The organism is Burkholderia sp. AcTa6-5 (genome assembly GCF_017815075.1).
In the GTDB taxonomy this organism is placed as follows: Bacteria; Pseudomonadota; Gammaproteobacteria; order Burkholderiales; family Burkholderiaceae; genus Burkholderia; species Burkholderia sola.
On record NZ_JAGIQE010000010.1, the window covers coordinates 33,632 to 50,878 of the forward strand.

General features: G+C 67.0%; 16 protein-coding genes and 1 other RNA gene. 7 read left to right on the forward strand and 10 right to left on the reverse strand.

What is annotated here, in order from left to right; all coding sequences use genetic code 11:
• Positions 1-16 precede the first annotated feature (16 nt).
• The 10 genes from J8I33_RS15225 to ffs form a co-directional block, all read right to left on the reverse strand.
• Positions 17-793 carry a 3'-5' exonuclease gene (locus tag J8I33_RS15225; RefSeq protein WP_050013198.1) on the reverse strand — a complete coding sequence of 259 codons (777 nt, stop codon included), beginning with the start codon at positions 791-793 and terminating at the stop codon, positions 17-19.
• Positions 794-796: 3 nt separating this feature from the next.
• On the reverse strand, positions 797-1,885 hold the full coding sequence (gene rpoS / locus J8I33_RS15230) for an RNA polymerase sigma factor RpoS (RefSeq protein WP_209937545.1): 1,089 nt from the start codon (positions 1,883-1,885) through the stop codon (positions 797-799).
• Positions 1,886-1,896: 11 nt separating this feature from the next.
• Positions 1,897-2,784 (reverse strand): peptidoglycan DD-metalloendopeptidase family protein, encoded by an 888-nt coding sequence (locus tag J8I33_RS15235; RefSeq protein ID WP_050013200.1) that lies wholly within the window; start codon positions 2,782-2,784, stop codon positions 1,897-1,899.
• Positions 2,785-2,789: 5 nt separating this feature from the next.
• On the reverse strand, positions 2,790-3,722 hold the full coding sequence (locus J8I33_RS15240) for a protein-L-isoaspartate(D-aspartate) O-methyltransferase (RefSeq protein ID WP_050013201.1): 933 nt from the start codon (positions 3,720-3,722) through the stop codon (positions 2,790-2,792).
• Positions 3,719-4,480, reverse strand: coding sequence for a 5'/3'-nucleotidase SurE (gene surE / locus J8I33_RS15245; RefSeq protein WP_050013202.1), 762 nt, complete (start codon positions 4,478-4,480; stop codon positions 3,719-3,721). The genes J8I33_RS15240 and surE overlap by 4 nt, the downstream gene beginning before the upstream one ends.
• 217 nt (positions 4,481-4,697) lie before the next feature.
• A complete protein-coding gene (locus J8I33_RS15250) occupies positions 4,698-5,903 on the reverse strand; it encodes a CaiB/BaiF CoA-transferase family protein (RefSeq protein ID WP_050013203.1) in 1,206 nt (401 codons plus the stop codon).
• A 79-nt stretch (positions 5,904-5,982) separates the two neighbouring features.
• Complete coding sequence (recR, locus tag J8I33_RS15255) at positions 5,983-6,579, reverse strand: recombination mediator RecR (protein ID WP_006478665.1); 597 nt, start codon at positions 6,577-6,579, stop codon at positions 5,983-5,985.
• A gap of 31 nt (positions 6,580-6,610) precedes the next feature.
• On the reverse strand, positions 6,611-6,937 hold the full coding sequence (locus J8I33_RS15260; protein WP_006482124.1) for a YbaB/EbfC family nucleoid-associated protein: 327 nt from the start codon (positions 6,935-6,937) through the stop codon (positions 6,611-6,613).
• Positions 6,938-7,032: 95 nt separating this feature from the next.
• Positions 7,033-9,393 (reverse strand): DNA polymerase III subunit gamma/tau, encoded by a 2,361-nt coding sequence (locus tag J8I33_RS15265; protein WP_209937547.1) that lies wholly within the window; start codon positions 9,391-9,393, stop codon positions 7,033-7,035.
• Between the two features lie 127 nt (positions 9,394-9,520).
• An RNA gene (gene ffs / locus J8I33_RS15270) (signal recognition particle sRNA small type) lies at positions 9,521-9,619 on the reverse strand.
• A 389-nt stretch (positions 9,620-10,008) separates the two neighbouring features.
• Between ffs and trxA the strand changes: the two genes are divergently transcribed.
• The 7 genes from trxA (at position 10,009) to J8I33_RS15305 (ending at position 17,247) form a co-directional block, all read left to right on the forward strand.
• Entirely contained in the window at positions 10,009-10,335 is a 327-nt protein-coding gene (gene trxA / locus J8I33_RS15275) for a thioredoxin TrxA (protein WP_006402348.1), read from the forward strand.
• A gap of 195 nt (positions 10,336-10,530) precedes the next feature.
• On the forward strand, positions 10,531-11,793 hold the full coding sequence (rho, locus tag J8I33_RS15280; protein WP_006478662.1) for a transcription termination factor Rho: 1,263 nt from the start codon (positions 10,531-10,533) through the stop codon (positions 11,791-11,793).
• A 130-nt stretch (positions 11,794-11,923) separates the two neighbouring features.
• Entirely contained in the window at positions 11,924-12,424 is a 501-nt protein-coding gene (locus tag J8I33_RS15285) for a MerR family transcriptional regulator (RefSeq protein ID WP_050013205.1), read from the forward strand.
• Complete coding sequence (locus tag J8I33_RS15290) at positions 12,421-13,974, forward strand: MFS transporter (RefSeq protein WP_209937549.1); 1,554 nt, start codon at positions 12,421-12,423, stop codon at positions 13,972-13,974. The genes J8I33_RS15285 and J8I33_RS15290 overlap by 4 nt, the downstream gene beginning before the upstream one ends.
• Before the next feature lie 38 nt (positions 13,975-14,012).
• The gene (locus J8I33_RS15295; protein ID WP_209926869.1) at positions 14,013-14,846 is read left to right on the forward strand and encodes a M90 family metallopeptidase; all 834 of its coding nucleotides are present in this window, start codon (positions 14,013-14,015) and stop codon (positions 14,844-14,846) included.
• A gap of 158 nt (positions 14,847-15,004) precedes the next feature.
• Positions 15,005-15,271, forward strand: coding sequence for a type B 50S ribosomal protein L31 (locus tag J8I33_RS15300; protein WP_050013208.1), 267 nt, complete (start codon positions 15,005-15,007; stop codon positions 15,269-15,271).
• Between the two features lie 143 nt (positions 15,272-15,414).
• Entirely contained in the window at positions 15,415-17,247 is a 1,833-nt protein-coding gene (locus J8I33_RS15305) for a UDP phosphate-alpha-4-amino-4-deoxy-L-arabinose arabinosyl transferase (RefSeq protein WP_089488498.1), read from the forward strand.

Genomic DNA, 17,247 nt, shown 5'->3' on the forward strand with positions numbered 1-17,247 from the left:
GCGCGGCCTGCCCGCACTACGCGTCGAAGCCGGCCAGGTATTCGGCCCAGTGCGGCGCCGGCTCCAGCGCGAGCGCGTTCTTCACGAGCAGGATCTCGTCCGCGTACTCGCTCGGCGTCAGGCCGCCGCGCATCAACTGGAACCGGCAATACAGCAGGTACGTATTGACGACGTCGGTTTCGCAATAGTTGCGGATTTCGTCGATCCGGCCGTCGCGGAACGCCGGCCATACCTGGCTGCCGTCCATCCCGAGCTTGCCCGGGAAACCGCACAGCTTCGCCAGCGCGTCGAGCGGCGCGTTCGCGCGCGCCTGATACATCGCGAGCACGTCCATCAGGTCGGTATGCCGCGAGTGATAGCGCGCGATGTAGTTGTTCCACTTGAATTCGCGGTCGTCCTCGCCGAGATCCCAGTAGCGGGTGGCGGGAATGCCGTGCACGAGCGCGCGGTAATGGAGGACCGGCAGATCGAAACCGCCGCCGTTCCACGACACGAGCTGCGGCGTGTATTTCTCGATCACGCGGTAGAACGACTGGATCAACGTCGCTTCGTTGTCCTGCGGCGTCCCGAGCGAGCGCACGCGAAAACCGTTGTTGTCGCGAAACACGCACGAGATCGCCGCGATTCGCTGCAGATGATGCGGCAGGAAATCGCCGCCGGTCTTCTCGCGGCGTGCGGCAAACGCATGTTCGGCCACCGCCGCATCGTCGAGCGTCGCGGGCAGGTCTTCCAGACGGCGAATGCCGTCGACATCGGGAATCGTCTCGATGTCAAAAACAAGGATTGGGGTCATCGGTTACAGAACGGCGTCCTTGCGCACGCCGTTGGAGGCGAAGAACCGCTTGAGGCGCACCAGCGCCTCCTGCTGGATCTGCCGCACGCGCTCGCGCGTGAGCCCCATCTCGTCGGCGAGCTCCTCGAGCGTCGCCGGTTCGATGTGGTTCAGGCCAAAGCGGCGCTCGATCACATGCCGGTGCTTGTCGGACAGCCGCGACAGCCACGCGCGCGTCAGCGTTTCGAGCTCGCGGTGCTGCACTTCGGCGTCGGGCGACTGGCTCTGGTCGTCGGGCAGCAGGTCGAGCAGGCTGCTCGCGGGATCAAGATCGAGCGGCGCGTCGAGCGACGCCGTGTGTTCGTTGAGCGCGAGGATATCGGTGACTTCCTCGGCGGTCTTGCCGGTGAGATAGGCGATGTCGTCGATGCTGGCTTCGCGGCGCTCGGCCGCCTCGCCCGTCGACATCGAATTCTTTTCGAGATGGCGCTTCGCGCGCAGCACCTGGTTCAGTTCGCGGATCACGTGCACGGGCAGGCGCACCGTGCGGGCCTGGTTCATGATCGCCCGCTCGATGCTCTGCCGGATCCACCACGTCGCGTAGGTCGAGAAGCGGAAACCGCGCGTCGGGTCGAATTTCTCGATCGCGTGCATCAGGCCGAGATTGCCTTCCTCGATCAGGTCGAGCAGCGGCACGCCGCGGTTCAGGTACCCCTTCGCGATACTGACGACGAGACGCAGGTTGCGCTCGATCATCACCTGCCGCGCCTCGAATTCGCCGGCCTTCGCCAGACGAGAATAGCGCTGCTCTTCCTCGACGGTCAGTAGCGGCTTCACGCTGATGCGGTTCAGGTAATGCTGGATCGTGTCGGCCGTGAGCTCGGCCTGCAGCAGCGTGCGGAAATCGTCGACGTCGGGCGCGGCTTCCTGGCGGCCTTCGCGCTCGTCGTCGCCGCCGTCCGTGTCGGCGTCGCGCGCCTCGAGATCGCGTTCGTTTTCCGCGACGTCGTCATCGTCGTCCGTCGAAGCACCTACTCGCCCCACCGATGCTTGCGTGGCACGACTGATCTTCTCAGACTCGGCTTGCGGCTCGTGGCGCTTCGATTTCGGCATGGTCGTCTCGGTTATTGAGGCGGCAAATACTTCAGCGGATCGACAGGCTTACCCTGCCGGCGAACCTCGAAATGCAGCATCACGCGGTCGGCATCGCTGTTACCCATCTCGGCGATCTTCTGCCCCTTCGTTACCGCGTCCCCCTCTTTTACCATCAAAGCGCGATTGTGTGCATACGCCGTGAGGTAAGTTGCATCGTGTTTGATGATAATGAGGTTGCCGTAGCCACGCAGACCGTTGCCGGAGTAAACGACGCGGCCGTCCGCCGCCGCCTTCACGGCCTCGCCGGCCGTCCCGCCGATATTGACACCCTTGTTCTTCGCATCGTCGAACCCGTTCAGCACGGGGCCGCGCGCGGGCCACGCGAACGTCACGGGGCCGCTCGGAGCAGCCGCCGTATCGCTCGACGCGGCTGCCGCGGCAGGCGCCGTCGCGCTCGACGACGACGTACCGGCAGCCGGCGTCGCGGGGCCGCTGCTGAGCGGCGCGGTCGCAACGGCGGCGCCTCCGATCGGCGCGGCGACCTGCGTACCCGCGACCGCGGCACCGGCCTGCGGCGACACGCGCAGCAGTTGGTCGACTTCGATCTGATTCGGGTTCGCCAGATTGTTCCACGCCGCGATGTCGCGATAGTTCTGCCCGTTTTCGAGTGCGATCCGGTACAGCGTGTCGCCCGGCTTCACCCGGTAGTAACCCGGCGGCGCCGGCGGAAGCGGCGCCGCGGGCTGCGCGGCGGCGGTCGTACCGAGCGACCCGGAGCGGTCGACGACGGGCGCGTTGTCGAGCCGCGTCGCACAGGCGGCCAGTAGCGTAGAGAACGCAGCCACACAGATCGCGCGCTGGGCGAGCGTGAGCGGTTCCCTGGATCGGTTGTTTTGCATCGCGCGCAACATACTCATCGGTTTCAAATCACTCCGGATTTTAAAGGGACAAAGAAAACGCGATCAAGCCGGGACTCTCGCCATTGCGCGTGCGCGACGCGCTCGACGAGCGTGAGCACCTGGTGCTGTCCGCTCTGCGCGCCGACCGGCGCGACGAGCCGCCCGCCGATCGCGAGCTGCTCGAGCAGCGCCTGCGGCACGTCGAGCCCGGCCGCCGCGATCACGATCGCGTCGAACGGGGCCGCGGACGGCAGGCCGACACGCCCGTCGCCGTAATGCAGACGGATGTTCGGCACGCGCAGCGGCCGCAGGTTCAGCTTCGCGCGCTCGTAGAGCGGCTTGATGCGTTCAATCGAATACACGTCGCGTGCCACGTGGCTCAGCACGGCGGCCTGATAGCCGCAACCCGTGCCGATCTCGAGCACGCGCTCGAGCGTGCGGCCGGCCATCGCGAGCTCGATCATGCGCGCGACGACCGACGGCTTTGAAATGGTCTGCTGGTGGCCGATCGGCAACGCCGAATCCTCGTAGGCCTGCGTCGCGAGCCCGGGATCCACGAACAGGTGGCGCGGCACCGCGGCCATCGCGTCCAGCACGCGCGCATCGGTCACGCCGTTCGCGCGCAGCCGTTCGACCATCCGCTCGCGCACACGTTCCGACGTGAGCGCGAACGCGCCGGCCGGCGCGATGCTCGGCGCAGCCGGCTTCGGCAGCGCGGGTTTCAGCGCGGTCGGCTTCGGTGCGGTCGCCGGCTTCGCGGCGGCGATACCCGGCAGCGGCGCCCGCGCGGCGGCCGGCTTCACCGCAACCGGTTTCAGTACGGCTGCGGGTTTGTCGGCGGCCTTCGGCACCGCACCCGCCGCTTGGCGTTCGCCGGGCCGACCTTCCGATTTGCGTGGCGCTCGTTTGAGATCTTCGAGCGCGAGCGGGAACCGCTTCGCGCGCTCGCCGCTCATGAAGCCCGCCCTCCGGCGCGCGCCCATTCGCGCGTCGCGGGCAGCATCTGCGTATGCGTGAGATCGAGCTGCAGCGGCGTGATCGATACGAAACCGTTTGCGACGGCGTGAAAATCGGTGCCTTCGCTGGCGTCCAGCGCGTCGCCCGCGGCGCCGATCCAGTAGATCGGCTCGCCGCGCGGGTCGGTCTGGCGAATCACCGGCTGCGACGGATGACGCTTGCCGAGGCGCGTGACCTGCCAGCCCTTCAGTTGGTCGTACGGCAGGTTCGGAATATTGACGTTCAGCAACGGGTTGCCCGGCAGCGGATGCGCGAGGTAGTGCTCGACGATTTCCGCGGCGACGCGCGCGGCGTCGGCCAGATGGGCCCAGCCCTTGTCGACCAGCGAGAACGCGATGGCCGGCACGCCGAACATGATGCCTTCGGTGGCGGCCGCAACTGTCCCCGAATAGAGCGTGTCTTCGCCCATGTTCTGGCCATTGTTGATGCCGGACACGACGATGTCCGGCCGCGCGTCGGCCATCCCCGTCAGCGCGACGTGCACCGAATCGGTCGGCGTGCCGTTCACGTAGAAGAAACCCGTACCCGCTGCGCGCTGCACCGACAGCGGCCGCGACAACGTGAGGGAATTCGACGCGCCGCTGCAGTTCTGCTCGGGCGCGATCACCGTAAGCTCGGCCAGCGGCTGCAGCGCTTCGCTGAGCGCGGCGAGACCGGGGGCGAGATAGCCGTCGTCGTTGCTGAGTAGGATTCGCATCCGGCGATTGTAACCGAGGAAAGATGGCGCGAGAGCGACAGTCCGGCCGCCGTGGACGGGCGGGTATACGCATGGGCACGCGATGCGCCGCCGCACTGCGCGGCGGCGTTCCGCGCGTTGGGGAAAACACCGGGCCGCCGGGTTTTCCGCCCGCCGAAAATCTCGTCGGGGAACCCTTCGTCGAGCGGCCCGGCGCAAAGCGCTACGCCGGCTGCGCTCAGATCGCGCCCGCCTCGCGCAGCGCGGCAATCGCGTGCGCGTCGTAGCCGAGGCCGCGCAGCACCTCGTCGGTATGCTCGCCCAGCTCGGGACCGAGCCAGCGCGTTTCGCCCGGCGTGTCCGACAGCTTCGGCGTGATGTTCGGCAGCGGAATGTCCGTACCGTCGGCCAGCTTGAAACGCTGGATCATCTGGCGCGCGACGAACTGCGGATCGGTGAACATGTCGGCCGCGCTGTAGATGCGCCCGGCCGGCACGTCGGCCGCATTGAGCACGACGAGCGCCTCGTCGATCGTGCGCGGCGCGAGCCACGCGGCGATCGCGTCGTCGATTTCCTGCGTGCGCGGCACCCGCCCGTCGTTTTGCGCGAGCGCGGGATCGTCGGCGAGGTCGTCGCGCTCGATCGCCTTCATCAGCCGCTTGAAGATCGGATCGCTGTTGCCGCCGATCACGATGCTGCCGTCGCGGCACGCGTACGTATTCGACGGCACGATGCCCGGCAGCGACGCGCCGGTGCGCTCGCGCACCATCCCGTACACGCCGTACTCGGGCACCACGCTTTCCATCATGTTGAAGACGGCTTCATAGAGTGCAACGTCGACCACCTGCCCCGCGCCGCCGTTGACCTTGCGGTGATGGAGCGCCATCAGCGCGCCGATCACGCCGTGCAGCGCGGCGATCGAATCGCCGATCGAGATCCCGATGCGCGGCGGCGGCAGATCCGGATAGCCGGTGATGTGGCGCAGCCCGCCCATCGATTCGGCTATCGCGCCGAAGCCGGGGCGGTCGCGGTACGGGCCCGTCTGCCCGTAGCCGGACAGGCGCACCATCACGAGGCCCGGATTGTCGGCCGACAGCACGTCGTAGCCGAGCCCGAGCTTTTCGAGCAGGCCCGGACGGAAATTCTCGATCACGATGTCGGCCTCGCTCGCGAGCTGCCGCGCGATCGCCTTGCCGGCGTCGGCTTTCAGATTGAGCGTGACCGATTTCTTGTTGCGCGCCTGCACCGACCACCACAGCGACGTGCCGCCCTGCTCCGGATGGAGCTTGCGCCACTTGCGCAGCGGGTCGCCGCCGTTCGGATCCTCGATCTTGATCACTTCCGCGCCGAATTCGGCGAACAGCCGCGACGCGAACGGTCCCGCGATCAGCGTTCCGAATTCGAGCACTTTGACGCCCGCGAGCGGGCCCTGGCTGGTGCTCATGTGTCTCCTAGGGTCTGTTTACATATGGCACAGCATGCGTTGCCACAAGAAACGGCGCCGCCGGCAGGCGGCGCCCGGCTTACATCGTGCGGCGGTCGAGCATCGCGCGGGCGATGGTGCCCGCGTCGACGTACTCGAGCTCGCCGCCCACCGGCACGCCGCGCGCAAGGCGCGTGACGGCCAGCCCGCGCGCCTTGAGCGTCTGGCCGAGGTAGTGGGCGGTGGCTTCGCCTTCGTTCGTGAAGTTGGTCGCGAGCACGACTTCCTTGACGACGCCGTCGGATGCGCGCCGCACGAGGCGGTCGAAATGGATTTCCTTCGGGCCGATTCCGTCGAGCGGGCTCAGTCGCCCCATCAGCACGAAATACAGCCCGCGGTAGGTCATCGTCTGCTCGAGCATGATCTGGTCGGCAGGCGTCTCGACGACGCACAGCAGCGTCGGATCACGCTCCTCGTCGCTGCAGACCTCGCAGATCTGCGCTTCGGTGAACGTGTTGCACTTCTCGCAGTGCTGCAGGTGCTCGGTTGCGAACAGCAGTGACCGGCCGAGCCGCTCCGCGCCCTCGCGGTCGTGCTGCATCAGGTGAACCGCCATGCGCTGCGCGGATTTCGGCCCGACGCCGGGCAGCACGCGCAACGCTTCGACGAGAGCGGACAAGGCGGACGGCTGTTTCATACGGCGGCAAACGGTGGCAAGGACGCGGCGCTCAGAACGGCAGCTTGAAGCCCGGGGGCAGCGGCAGGCCCGACGTCATGCCGCTCATCTTTTCCTGCGACGTGGCTTCGGCCTTGCGCACCGCGTCGTTGAACGCAGCGGCGACGAGATCCTCGAGCATGTCCTTGTCGTCCGCGAGCAGGCTCGGGTCGATCGACACGCGGCGCACTTCGTTGCGGCACGTCATCGTCACCTTGACGAGGCCGGCGCCCGACTGCCCTTCGACCTCGATCAGCGCAAGCTGCTCCTGCATCTTCTTCATGTTTTCCTGCATTTGCTGCGCTTGCTTCATCAGTCCGGCGAGGTTGCCTTTCAACATGGGAATACTCCTTCTTGATCGTGTGAAAACCGGCACGCGGCGCGTGCCGGCCAATGTGTGCGGGGCGTGATTGTGCCTGTCGCGGGGCGGTCAGTTCAATGCAGCGTAGGCGGCGCGCCGTCCGGCGCCGAATCGGCAAGCGGGCGCACCGAGCCCTCGACGATGCGCGCACCGAAGTCGCGCACGAGCTGCTGGACGAACGGATCGCCGTGAATCTCCTGCTCGGCTTCGCGCTGGCGTGCCGCGCGCGCGGCCGCATCGAGCGCCGCCGCGGTGCGCCGGGCGGGCCCGACCTCGACGCTCACCTCGACCGGCTTGCCGAGCGCATCGGCCAGTGCGGCCTTCAGCTTCGCCACCTGCGCGGCGTCCGCATACTGCGGCACCGGCACCGACAATTTCAATGCGCTCGCATCGACGGCCGTCAGTTCGCTGTTGAACGCAAGCTGGTACGCGACGCCCTTCAGCGGCAGCCGCGCGGCGAGCGCCGGCCATTCGCCGTCGAAGCCGATCGCATCGAGCGCGATCGCCGGCGGCAACGGGCGCGTGTCGATCGGCGCGGCCGGACGGGCTTCCGCCTGCTTCGGCGTCACGCGCACATCGTCGGGACCGCTGTCGAACACCGGCACGAAGCCGTCGTCGGAACCGCCGAACATCTCGTCGGCGCTGAGCGGTACGTAGTCGTCCGGCGGGATGTCTTCCCACGGCGGCGACGGCTGGCGCGAATCGGCTGCTTGCGGCGCACGCGCAGCGGCACGCGGCGTCGGCACCTGAACGGCGGGACGCGGCGCGGCCGGTTTTTCGGCGGCCGGCTGGGCCGCCGCCGGCTTCGCTGCCGCGCCTGCGCGCCCGCGGTCCGACGACACGCGCATCCCTGCATTGCGCAGCACGTCGAGCGCGGCGGCGGCACCGCCCGCGCGCGCCGCCGGACGGGCGGCGGCCGGCTCGGGCGACGCGGCGCGCGGCGCCGGCTGCGGCACCGGTTCGTCGTTTCGCTGCGCGGCGGCAACGGCAGGCGGCTCGGGTTCCTTGCGGGCGGGAGGCGGCGCGTCGCCGGCGGGTGCAGCCTTCTCCTCGGGCTGCGGCGGTTCGATCGCTTGAACGTCGGCCGCGACCGGTGCCGGTGCTGCCTTTTCGGGCGCCGAAACGGGTGCTTCCGCCGGCGCCGAAACGACCGCCGGCTTGGCGACCGGCCGGGCGGCTTCGTCACTGGACTGCGCCGGCGCCGAACGCGCGACCGGCGCAACAGGCGCAGCCGGCGCCGCGGCTTGCGGCCGTGCTGCGGCAGCTACCGGCTTCGCCGCAGCAGCGCGCGGAGCCGGCACCGCACGCGGCGGCACGGACGGCTGACCGGCCGGCGCACTGCCGGCGCCAGCGGCCGGCTCGAACGCGAGCATCCGCAGCAGCGTCATCGTGAAGCCGGCGTATTCGTCCGGCGCCAGGCCGAGCTCGGCGCGCCCGACCGTCGCGATCTGATAGAACAATTGCACCTGCTCGGGGCTCAGCGTCTCCGCGAAACGGCGCAGGTCGGCCGCTTCCGGCCATTCGTCGAGCACCGAGCCCGGCGCGAACTGCGCCCACGCGATCCGGTGCAGCAGGCTCGCGAGATCCTGCAGCGCGGTCGAGAACGACAGGCTGCGCAGCGACATCTCGTCGGCAATCGCGAGGATTTCCGGGCCGTTGCCGGCCGCGAGCGCGTCGAGCAGGCGCACCATGTAAGTCTGGTCGAGCGCGCCAAGCATGCCCGACACCGCCGACTCGGTCACCTCGTTCGCCGAATAGGCGATCGCCTGGTCGGTCAGCGACAGCGCGTCGCGCATGCTGCCCTGCGCGGCGCGCGCGAGCAGGCGCAGCGCCTGCGGCTCGAACGTGATCTGCTCTTCGCCGAGGATCCGCTCGAGATGCGACACGATGTGCCCGGCCGGCATCTGCTTCAGGTTGAACTGCAGGCAGCGCGACAGCACGGTGACGGGGATTTTCTGCGGATCGGTCGTCGCGAGGATGAACTTGACGTGCGGCGGCGGCTCTTCGAGCGTCTTCAGCATCGCGTTGAACGCGTGGTTCGTCAGCATGTGCACTTCGTCGATCATGTAGACCTTGAAGCGCGCATCGACGGGCGCGTACACCGCGCGCTCGAGCAGCGCGGCCATCTCGTCGACGCCGCGGTTGCTCGCCGCGTCCATCTCGACGTAATCGACGAAACGGCCCTCGTCGATCTCGCGACAGGCGCGACACACGCCGCACGGCTGCGACGTGACGCCGGTTTCACAGTTGAGCGCCTTCGCGAAGATCCGCGACAGCGTCGTCTTGCCGACACCGCGGGTTCCGGTAAACAGATAGGCGTGATGGAGACGCCCGCCGTCGAGCGCGTGCGTGAGCGCCCTGACGACGTGCTCCTGGCCGACGAGCGAAGCGAAATCCTTCGGACGCCACTTGCGTGCGAGAACTTGATAGGTCATCGGGAAATTGTATCAGTAACGCTGCGTCGCGCCGACACGCGAAACGGTGCGGAACACGGGCAAGGCGCAGGTCGAACGGAGTGTGATGCAGAAATAAAAAACGCCCTGCGAACGGGGCGAGAAGGAAGGTGACGAGCCCAACCCTCGGCACTGGCGGAAAACGATTGTGGCTGCTTCGTTCCCGACCTGACCAGGTTCACCGCCCCACCATGCGAGGAGGCCCGTCACGGCATATTCTATCACCGCTTCCGGACGAATGCGACCGTTTGTTCGCATCAATGCGAATCTCGCCGGGCAAACCGGCGCGTCGTCCATTCGGACACGCCGCATGCGGCCCGCCCCTTGTAATTGGCGGACCGGCCTCCACCTGCATGGCACAACGGTCGAACGTCGCGTCGTACCCCTACTCGCGTAGCGGCTACTATCGCCGCCCGCAGCAGATAGCAATTTAGGCTAATATGACGCCCGAACGACCCGCGAGCCGCGGATGCAGCGCTTACGCCCCTCCTTTCCGGAAAGGCGGAGTGACCTGCCGCAGCGGCCGGCAGCCTACGGCGGCCGGTACGCCGCAACGCGCAAGCAGGCAGTCCCCGAACCGTAAGAGGTATTGACCCAATGAGCGAACAGATCAAACACATCAGCGACGCATCGTTCGAACAGGACGTCGTCAAGTCCGACAAGCCCGTGCTCGTCGATTTCTGGGCCGAATGGTGCGGCCCGTGCAAGATGATCGCCCCGATCCTCGACGAAGTCGCGAAGGACTACGGCGACAAGCTGCAGATCGCGAAAATCAACGTCGACGACAACCAGGCCACGCCCGCGAAGTTCGGCGTGCGCGGCATCCCGACGCTGATCCTGTTCAAGAACGGCGCGGCCGCCGCACAGAAGGTCGGCGCGCTGTCGAAGTCGCAGCTCACCGCGTTCCTGGACAGCCACCTGTAATACCGGCAGTTCCGCGGACGTGTTGTCAGTCGGCAACACGTCCGTTGTCAAGCCGCCGATCGCTCGCTCAAGCGCGAATCGGGCTATGCTAGAATTAAAAAACGTCGACAAGACGCATTTAAGTCTCTGAGCGCTTCCGCTCGCCCTCCTCCCTTATTTTCTTTCGTCGCATCTCCTCCCTGGCGGGTTCTCCGTATGCATTTATCCGAGCTCAAGTCTCTGCACGTCTCCGAACTGATCGAAATGGCCAATGGCCTGGAGATCGAAAACGCGAACCGCCTGCGCAAGCAGGAGCTGATGTTCGCCATTCTCAAAAAGCGCGCCAAGACGGGAGAGACGATCTTCGGCGACGGTACGCTCGAAGTGCTGCCGGACGGCTTCGGCTTCCTGCGCTCGCCGGAAATGTCGTACCTCGCGAGCACCGACGACATCTATATCAGCCCGTCGCAGATCCGCCGCTTCAACCTGCACACCGGCGACACCATCGAAGGTGAAGTCCGCACGCCGAAGGACGGCGAGCGCTACTTCGCGCTGGTGAAGGTCGACAAAGTCAACGGGCAGCCGCCCGAGGCCTCGAAACACAAGATCATGTTCGAGAACCTCACGCCGCTGCACCCGAACAAGCCGCTGTCGCTCGAACGCGAAATGCGCGGCGAGGAAAACGTCACGGGCCGCATCATCGACATGATCGCGCCGATCGGCAAGGGCCAGCGCGGCCTGCTCGTCGCGTCGCCGAAGTCGGGCAAGACCGTGATGCTCCAGCACATCGCGCACGCGATCAAGCAGAACCACCCGGACGTGATCCTGTTCGTGCTGCTGATCGACGAGCGTCCGGAAGAAGTGACCGAAATGCAGCGCTCGGTCGCCGGCGAAGTGATCGCGTCGACGTTCGACGAACCGGCCACGCGCCACGTCCAGGTCGCCGAAATGGTGATCGAGAAGGCGAAGCGCCTCGTCGAAATGAAGCACGACGTCGTGATTCTGCTCGACTCGATCACGCGTCTCGCGCGTGCGTACAACACCGTGATCCCGGCGTCGGGCAAGGTGCTGACGGGCGGTGTCGACGCGAACGCGCTGCAGCGTCCGAAGCGCTTCTTCGGCGCGGCGCGCAACATCGAGGAAGGCGGCTCGCTGACGATCATCGGCACCGCGCTGATCGAAACCGGCAGCCGCATGGACGACGTGATCTACGAAGAGTTCAAGGGCACCGGCAACATGGAAGTGCACCTCGAACGCCGTCTCGCGGAAAAGCGCGTGTACCCTTCGATCAACCTGAACAAATCGGGCACGCGTCGCGAGGAAATGCTGATCAAGCCCGAGATCCTTCAGAAGATCTGGGTGCTGCGCAAGTTCATCCACGACATGGACGAAGTCGAGGCGATGGAATTCCTGCTCGACAAGATCCGCCAGACGAAGAGCAATTCCGAGTTCTTCGACCTGATGCGCCGCGGCGGCTGATCGCCGTCCCGCTCCGCAACACGGCCGCCCGCGCATCCTGCCCGGCGGCCGTTTTTCGATCCCAACCTGAACGTGAACGTACAGGTTGATCTATAATCGCGTCATTGTCCCGCCGAATTCCCCACCTCCGATGCCGAACGACGCCGCCACCCCGCTATTGACCGTCGGCGACGCCGCGTCGCGGCTCGGCGTGACGCCACGCACGCTCAAATACTACGAAGAGCGCGGGCTCGTCACGCCATCGCGCAGCGAAGGCCGCTACCGCCTCTACGACGAAGCCGACCTCGAGCGCTTCGCGCGAATCCTGCGGCTGCGCGCGCTCGGCTTCTCGCTGCACGGCATCACCGAAATGCTCAAGCGCCCGCTGGAAGAAACCGGCGACGGCCGGCGCCGCTATTCGGATGCGTCGCTGCGCGACATCCGCGCCGGCCTCGCCGAGCAGATCGACACGCTCGACCGGCGGATCGCGGCCGTCCAGCGCGAGCTGAAGGAAGCCGTTTCGCTGCGCAAGGAACTGCAGCACGATATCGACTACGTCGAGCGGCGCCTCGCCGGCGAGAACGCCGATGCGCTGATCGCGCAGCGGCGGGCCGAGGCCGGCACGCGGCGCGCACGCAAGGATCGCGAATGAACACGGTGCCGGGCCGGCCGCTGTGGAGCCGCGCGAACCTGCGTGCGGACCTGTTTCCATGGGCGCTCGCGCTCGTCACCGGCATCGACTACTTCGACAACGCCGTCTTCTCGTTCTTCGCGAGCTACATCGCGGGCGGCATCAACGCGTCGCCCGACGAACTCGTGTGGTCGTCGAGCGCCTACTCGGTCACGGCCGTGCTCGGCATCCTGCAGCAGCAATGGTGGGTCGACCGGCTCGGCCATCGCCGCTACGTCGCGGGCTGCATGCTGATGTTCTCGTTCGGCGCGATCGCGGCGGCACTAGCCGACACGTCGCTGACGCTGGCGTTCGCGCGCGGCTTCCAGGGCTATTTCATCGGCCCGATGATGGGCGCGTGCCGGATCCTGATCCAGATCAGCTTCAAGCCGCCGGCACGGCCGCCCGCGACGCGCGCGTTCCTGATCATGATCCTGCTCGGCAGCGCGCTCGCGCCGATCGTCGGCGGGCTGCTGGTCGCGCATTCGACGTGGCGCGCACTGTTCGCGTGCACGGCGCCGGCCGGCATCGCGTTCGCGATCCTCGCGTTGCTCACGCTGCCCGATTCGGGCCGCACGCCGGACGACGAACGCGGCTCCGGCCATTTCTGGCCGTACGTCGTGTTCGCACTCGCGCAAGGCGCGCTGCAGATCGTGCTGCAGCAGGTGCATTACCAGCTCTACAGCGGCTCGCCGATGCTGATCGTGCTGACGATCGCGGGGCTCGGCGCGCTCGCATGGTTCGCGTATCACCAATGGCATCATCCGACGCCGCTCGTGCGGCTGCATGCGTTTCGCGAGCGGACGTTCCAGGTCGGGCTGCTGCTCTACATGTTCTATTACTACGAGACGACGGGCTTCAGCTACCTGACGGCGCGGTTGCTCGAGGGCGGCCTCGGCTATCCGGTCGAGAATGCCGGGCGCCTGGTCGGCACGACGTCGCTGCTTTCGGCCACCGCGCTGTTCGCCTACCTGCGCTACGCGAAATTCGTCACGCACAAGAAGTGGTTCGTCGTACCGGGGTTCGCGATCGCCGTCACGGCCGCGCTATCGATGACGCGGATGACGCCGCAGGTCGGCGAAGCGGCGCTGGTCGTCCCGCTGCTGCTGCGCGGATTGTTGCTGCTGTTCATCGTGCTGCCGGTCGCGAACCTCACGTTCCGGATCTTCGCGATCGACGAATACTCGCATGGCTATCGGGTGAAGAACATCGTGCGGCAACTGACGATCTCGTTCGCGACGTCCTCGGTGATCATCGTCGAGCAGCACCGGCTGGCCATGCATCAGACGCGGCTCGTCGAGCGCGCGAACGTGTTCGATCCGCTGTTCCAGCAGACCGCCGACGCACTGACGCGCGGCTATGCGGCTGCGGGCCACGCGCTGAACGACGCGCATGGCCTCGCGATCGCGTCGATCGCGCGGATGGTCGCGCAACAGGCGTCGTTCCTCGCATCGCTCGACGGTTTTTACTTCCTCGCGGGCGTCGCGCTCGTCGGCGGCCTCTTCGCGGCATGGCAAAAACAGATCGATTGAGTTAAAAGACAGGCTTTGGATTTTCGTCCGAAGCCTCCATGCTCTCGAAACTGACCCGCTGGTTCGACGACCGCCGCCGCGACCGCGCGCTGCGCAGCCATCCGATTCCGGACGCGCTGTGGCAAGAAACCGTCGAGCGCCTGCCGTTCCTCGCCGCCCTGCCGCCCGACGCGCTCGGCCGGCTGCGCGAACTGACGAGCCTGTTCGTCGCGAAAAAATCGTTTTCGACCGCGCACGGGCTCGAGCTGACCGACGCGATGATCGTCGCGATCGCCGCGCAGGCCTGCCTGCCCGTGCTGAATCTCGACCTGTCGCTGTACGACGGCTGGGTCGGCGTCGTCGTGTATCCGGGCGAATTCTTGATCCGCAAGACCGTGCAGGACGAGGACGGCGTCGTCCACGAAGTCGAGCAGGACGCGAGCGGCGAGGCATGGGAAGGCGGCCCGGTGATCCTGTCGTGGGAAGACGCGCAGATGACGGACGGCCGCGACGCGTACAACGTCGTGATCCACGAGTTCGCGCACAAGATCGACATGGTCAACGGCGCGGCCGACGGCTATCCCCCCCTTTTTCGCCGCTGGCATGCGCCGCACCTGGACGCACAGGCGTGGGCCGACGTGTTCGAACCCGCCTACGACCGGTTCTGCGCGCGCGTCGACGCGGTGCCGGACCGCGCGTGGGCGCGCTTCGAGCGGGATTCGCTGATCGATCCCTATGCGGCCGATCACCCGTCGGAATTCTTCGCGGTGTGCAGCGAGGCGCTGTTCGTGCGGCCGAAGGCGTTCGAGTCCGAATTTCCGGAGCTGTACCGGCTGCTCGCGCGCTACTATCGGCAGGATCCGGCCGGCACCGGCGCGCTCGATGCACCGTGAAAATTATTCGTCAACCGTCTGATTTTCTGGCATAATCGCCGTTTTTCGACCTTAGGCAAGTGGCTCGCGCCGGGCTTGGCGTCGTCTGGTGATACGCAAATGGGCGTACCCGGCACGGCAAGCGGCGGGTTGGCTACCGCTCTCACCAAGGAAAGACCATGAAAGAAGGCATCCACCCGAATTACCGCGAAGTCGTCTTCCAAGACATGTCGAACGGCTTCAAGTTCATCACGCGCTCGACGATCCAGACGCGCGAAAACATCGAACTCGACGGCAAGACCTACCCGCTCGCCAAGATCGAAGTGTCGTCGGAATCGCACTCGTTCTACACGGGTCAGCAAAAGATCATGGACACGGCAGGCCGTGTCGAGAAGTTCAAGAACAAGTTCGGCGCACGCGCCAACGGCAAGGCTGCAGCAAAGTAAGCCTTGCACCGATCCGGCGGCGGCAACGCACCGGTACCGCACGAAAGGGCAGCCCAGGCTGCCCTTTTTTGTCTCTGCTCGCCCGGAAGACACCGGCCGGCGCCCGGGAAACGACCTGACGCACAACAGCGGGCGCGACTACAATGCCGGATGCTCGAAACCGGCTCGGCCGCGCGCGATCGCGCCGGCTGCCCGCCCATAACAAATCGCTCATCTGCATGAAGCCTGTCGTCCGTCTCACCGCCTCCGCCACGCGTGCGCTGCCGCGCTGGCTGCTGCTCACGCTCTGCTTCGTCTACGCGGCGTTCGGCCTGTTCGGCCGCGACCCGTGGAAAAACGAGGACGCGGCGGGCTTCGGCGTGATGTGGACGATGGCCAAGGGCGGCTGGCACGACTGGCTGCTGCCGAACCTGGTCGGCAAGTTCATCACGACCGACGGGCCGCTCGGCTACTGGCTCGGCGCGCTGTCGATCCGCGGCCTCGGCCCGTGGGTCGACGCGAGCAACGCGTCGCGCGTCGATACCGGCGTGCTGTTCTGCGTCGCGTGCGCGTTCGTCTGGTACGCGGCCTACCTGCTCGGCCGGCGCGCCGAGGTTCAACCGTTCAAATACGCATTCGGCGGCGAACCCGAGCCGCGCGACTACGGCCGCACGCTCGCGGACGGCGCGCTGCTGGTGCTCGTCGCCTGCTTCGGTCTCGCGGAACGCGGGCACGAAACGACGCCGCAGCTCGCGCAGTTCGCGTGGATCGCGATGCTCGTGTACGGGATCGTGCGCGGCATCGACAAGCCGCTGCAGGGCGCACTGTGGTGGGGCCTCGCGATGGGCCTCGTCGCGCTGTCCGGCAATCCGGTGCTGGTCGTCGCGCTGCTCGCCGGCACGGCCGCGCTGTGGCTCGTCACGCCCGAGATGCGCAACCTGCGCCTGCCGCTGGTCGGCCTGCCGCTCGCGGCCGCGATCTCCGCGCTGTGGCCGCTCGCCGCGTACGTCGCGGCGCCCGACGACGCCGCGTGGTTCTTCAACCAGTGGATCCACGGCAGCCTGATGCGCTTTTCGGGCCCGCCGACGGCCGTGCTCGGCTATGCGGCGAAGAACCTGCCGCTGTTTACGTGGCCCGCGTGGCCGCTCGCGATCTGGGCGTGGTGGAGCTGGGCCGGCATGCGCCGCCGTGCGCACATCGCGATTCCGCTGTCGGTCGCCGTGCCGCTCGTCGCGCTCGTGATCCTGCAAAGCCAGCAGTCGAACCGTATGTACATGCTGCTGCTGCCGCCGCTCGCGGTGCTCGCGACGTTCGCGCTGCCGACCCTCAAGCGCGGCGCGATCAACGCGATCGACTGGTTCGCGGTGCTGAGCTTCACGATCCTCGGCACCTTCGTGTGGCTGGTGTGGCTCGCGTCGCTCACCGGCTTCCCGCATCCGCTCGCGCGCAACCTCGCGCGCCTCGTGCCCGGCTACGAGCCGCATTTCAAGATCCTGTCGTTCATCTGCGCAGTGATCGTCACCGTGTGCTGGTGCTTCATCGTGCGCTGGCGCGTGTCGCGACAGCCGAAGGTGCTGTGGCGCAGCGTCGTGCTGTCGGGCGCGGGCACCACGCTGATGTGGGTGCTGCTGATGACGCTGTGGCTGCCGATCGTCAACTACGGCCGGACCTATCGCGACGTCGCGCAACAGATCGCCGTGCACCTGCCGTCCGACTACGAGTGCATCTCGCCGGTGCGGCTCGGCGACGCGCAGATCGCGACCTTCGCATACTTCGGCAACATGCACTTCGATTTCTCCGGCGACTGCGACGTGATCCTGCGTCAGGACCGCGCGGACTTCGGCGAGCCGAGTTCGATGTCGCAATACGTGTGGCGTCTCGTCTGGGAAGGCCGCCGCGTCGCCGACCGCGACGAGCGCTTCCGCCTGTACGAGCGCATCGAACGGCCGAAGACGCCCGTCAAGCGACGTCCGCCGCGCCGCCAGGCGGCCGATTGA

Coding starts and splice junctions, on each gene's coding strand:
- trxA (WP_006402348.1), top strand. CDS start 10,009: ATGAGCGAACAGATCAAACACATCAGCGACGCATCGTTCGAACAGGAC.
- J8I33_RS15235 (WP_050013200.1), bottom strand. CDS start 2,784: ATGAGTATGTTGCGCGCGATGCAAAACAACCGATCCAGGGAACCGCTC.
- J8I33_RS15265 (WP_209937547.1), bottom strand. CDS start 9,393: ATGACCTATCAAGTTCTCGCACGCAAGTGGCGTCCGAAGGATTTCGCT.
- J8I33_RS15300 (WP_050013208.1), top strand. CDS start 15,005: ATGAAAGAAGGCATCCACCCGAATTACCGCGAAGTCGTCTTCCAAGAC.
- rho (WP_006478662.1), top strand. CDS start 10,531: ATGCATTTATCCGAGCTCAAGTCTCTGCACGTCTCCGAACTGATCGAA.
- rpoS (WP_209937545.1), bottom strand. CDS start 1,885: ATGCCGAAATCGAAGCGCCACGAGCCGCAAGCCGAGTCTGAGAAGATC.
- recR (WP_006478665.1), bottom strand. CDS start 6,579: ATGAAACAGCCGTCCGCCTTGTCCGCTCTCGTCGAAGCGTTGCGCGTG.
- surE (WP_050013202.1), bottom strand. CDS start 4,480: ATGCGAATCCTACTCAGCAACGACGACGGCTATCTCGCCCCCGGTCTC.
- J8I33_RS15260 (WP_006482124.1), bottom strand. CDS start 6,937: ATGTTGAAAGGCAACCTCGCCGGACTGATGAAGCAAGCGCAGCAAATG.
- J8I33_RS15285 (WP_050013205.1), top strand. CDS start 11,924: ATGCCGAACGACGCCGCCACCCCGCTATTGACCGTCGGCGACGCCGCG.
- J8I33_RS15240 (WP_050013201.1), bottom strand. CDS start 3,722: ATGAGCGGCGAGCGCGCGAAGCGGTTCCCGCTCGCGCTCGAAGATCTC.
- J8I33_RS15225 (WP_050013198.1), bottom strand. CDS start 793: ATGACCCCAATCCTTGTTTTTGACATCGAGACGATTCCCGATGTCGAC.
- J8I33_RS15290 (WP_209937549.1), top strand. CDS start 12,421: ATGAACACGGTGCCGGGCCGGCCGCTGTGGAGCCGCGCGAACCTGCGT.
- J8I33_RS15250 (WP_050013203.1), bottom strand. CDS start 5,903: ATGAGCACCAGCCAGGGCCCGCTCGCGGGCGTCAAAGTGCTCGAATTC.
- J8I33_RS15305 (WP_089488498.1), top strand. CDS start 15,415: ATGCCGGATGCTCGAAACCGGCTCGGCCGCGCGCGATCGCGCCGGCTG.
- J8I33_RS15295 (WP_209926869.1), top strand. CDS start 14,013: ATGCTCTCGAAACTGACCCGCTGGTTCGACGACCGCCGCCGCGACCGC.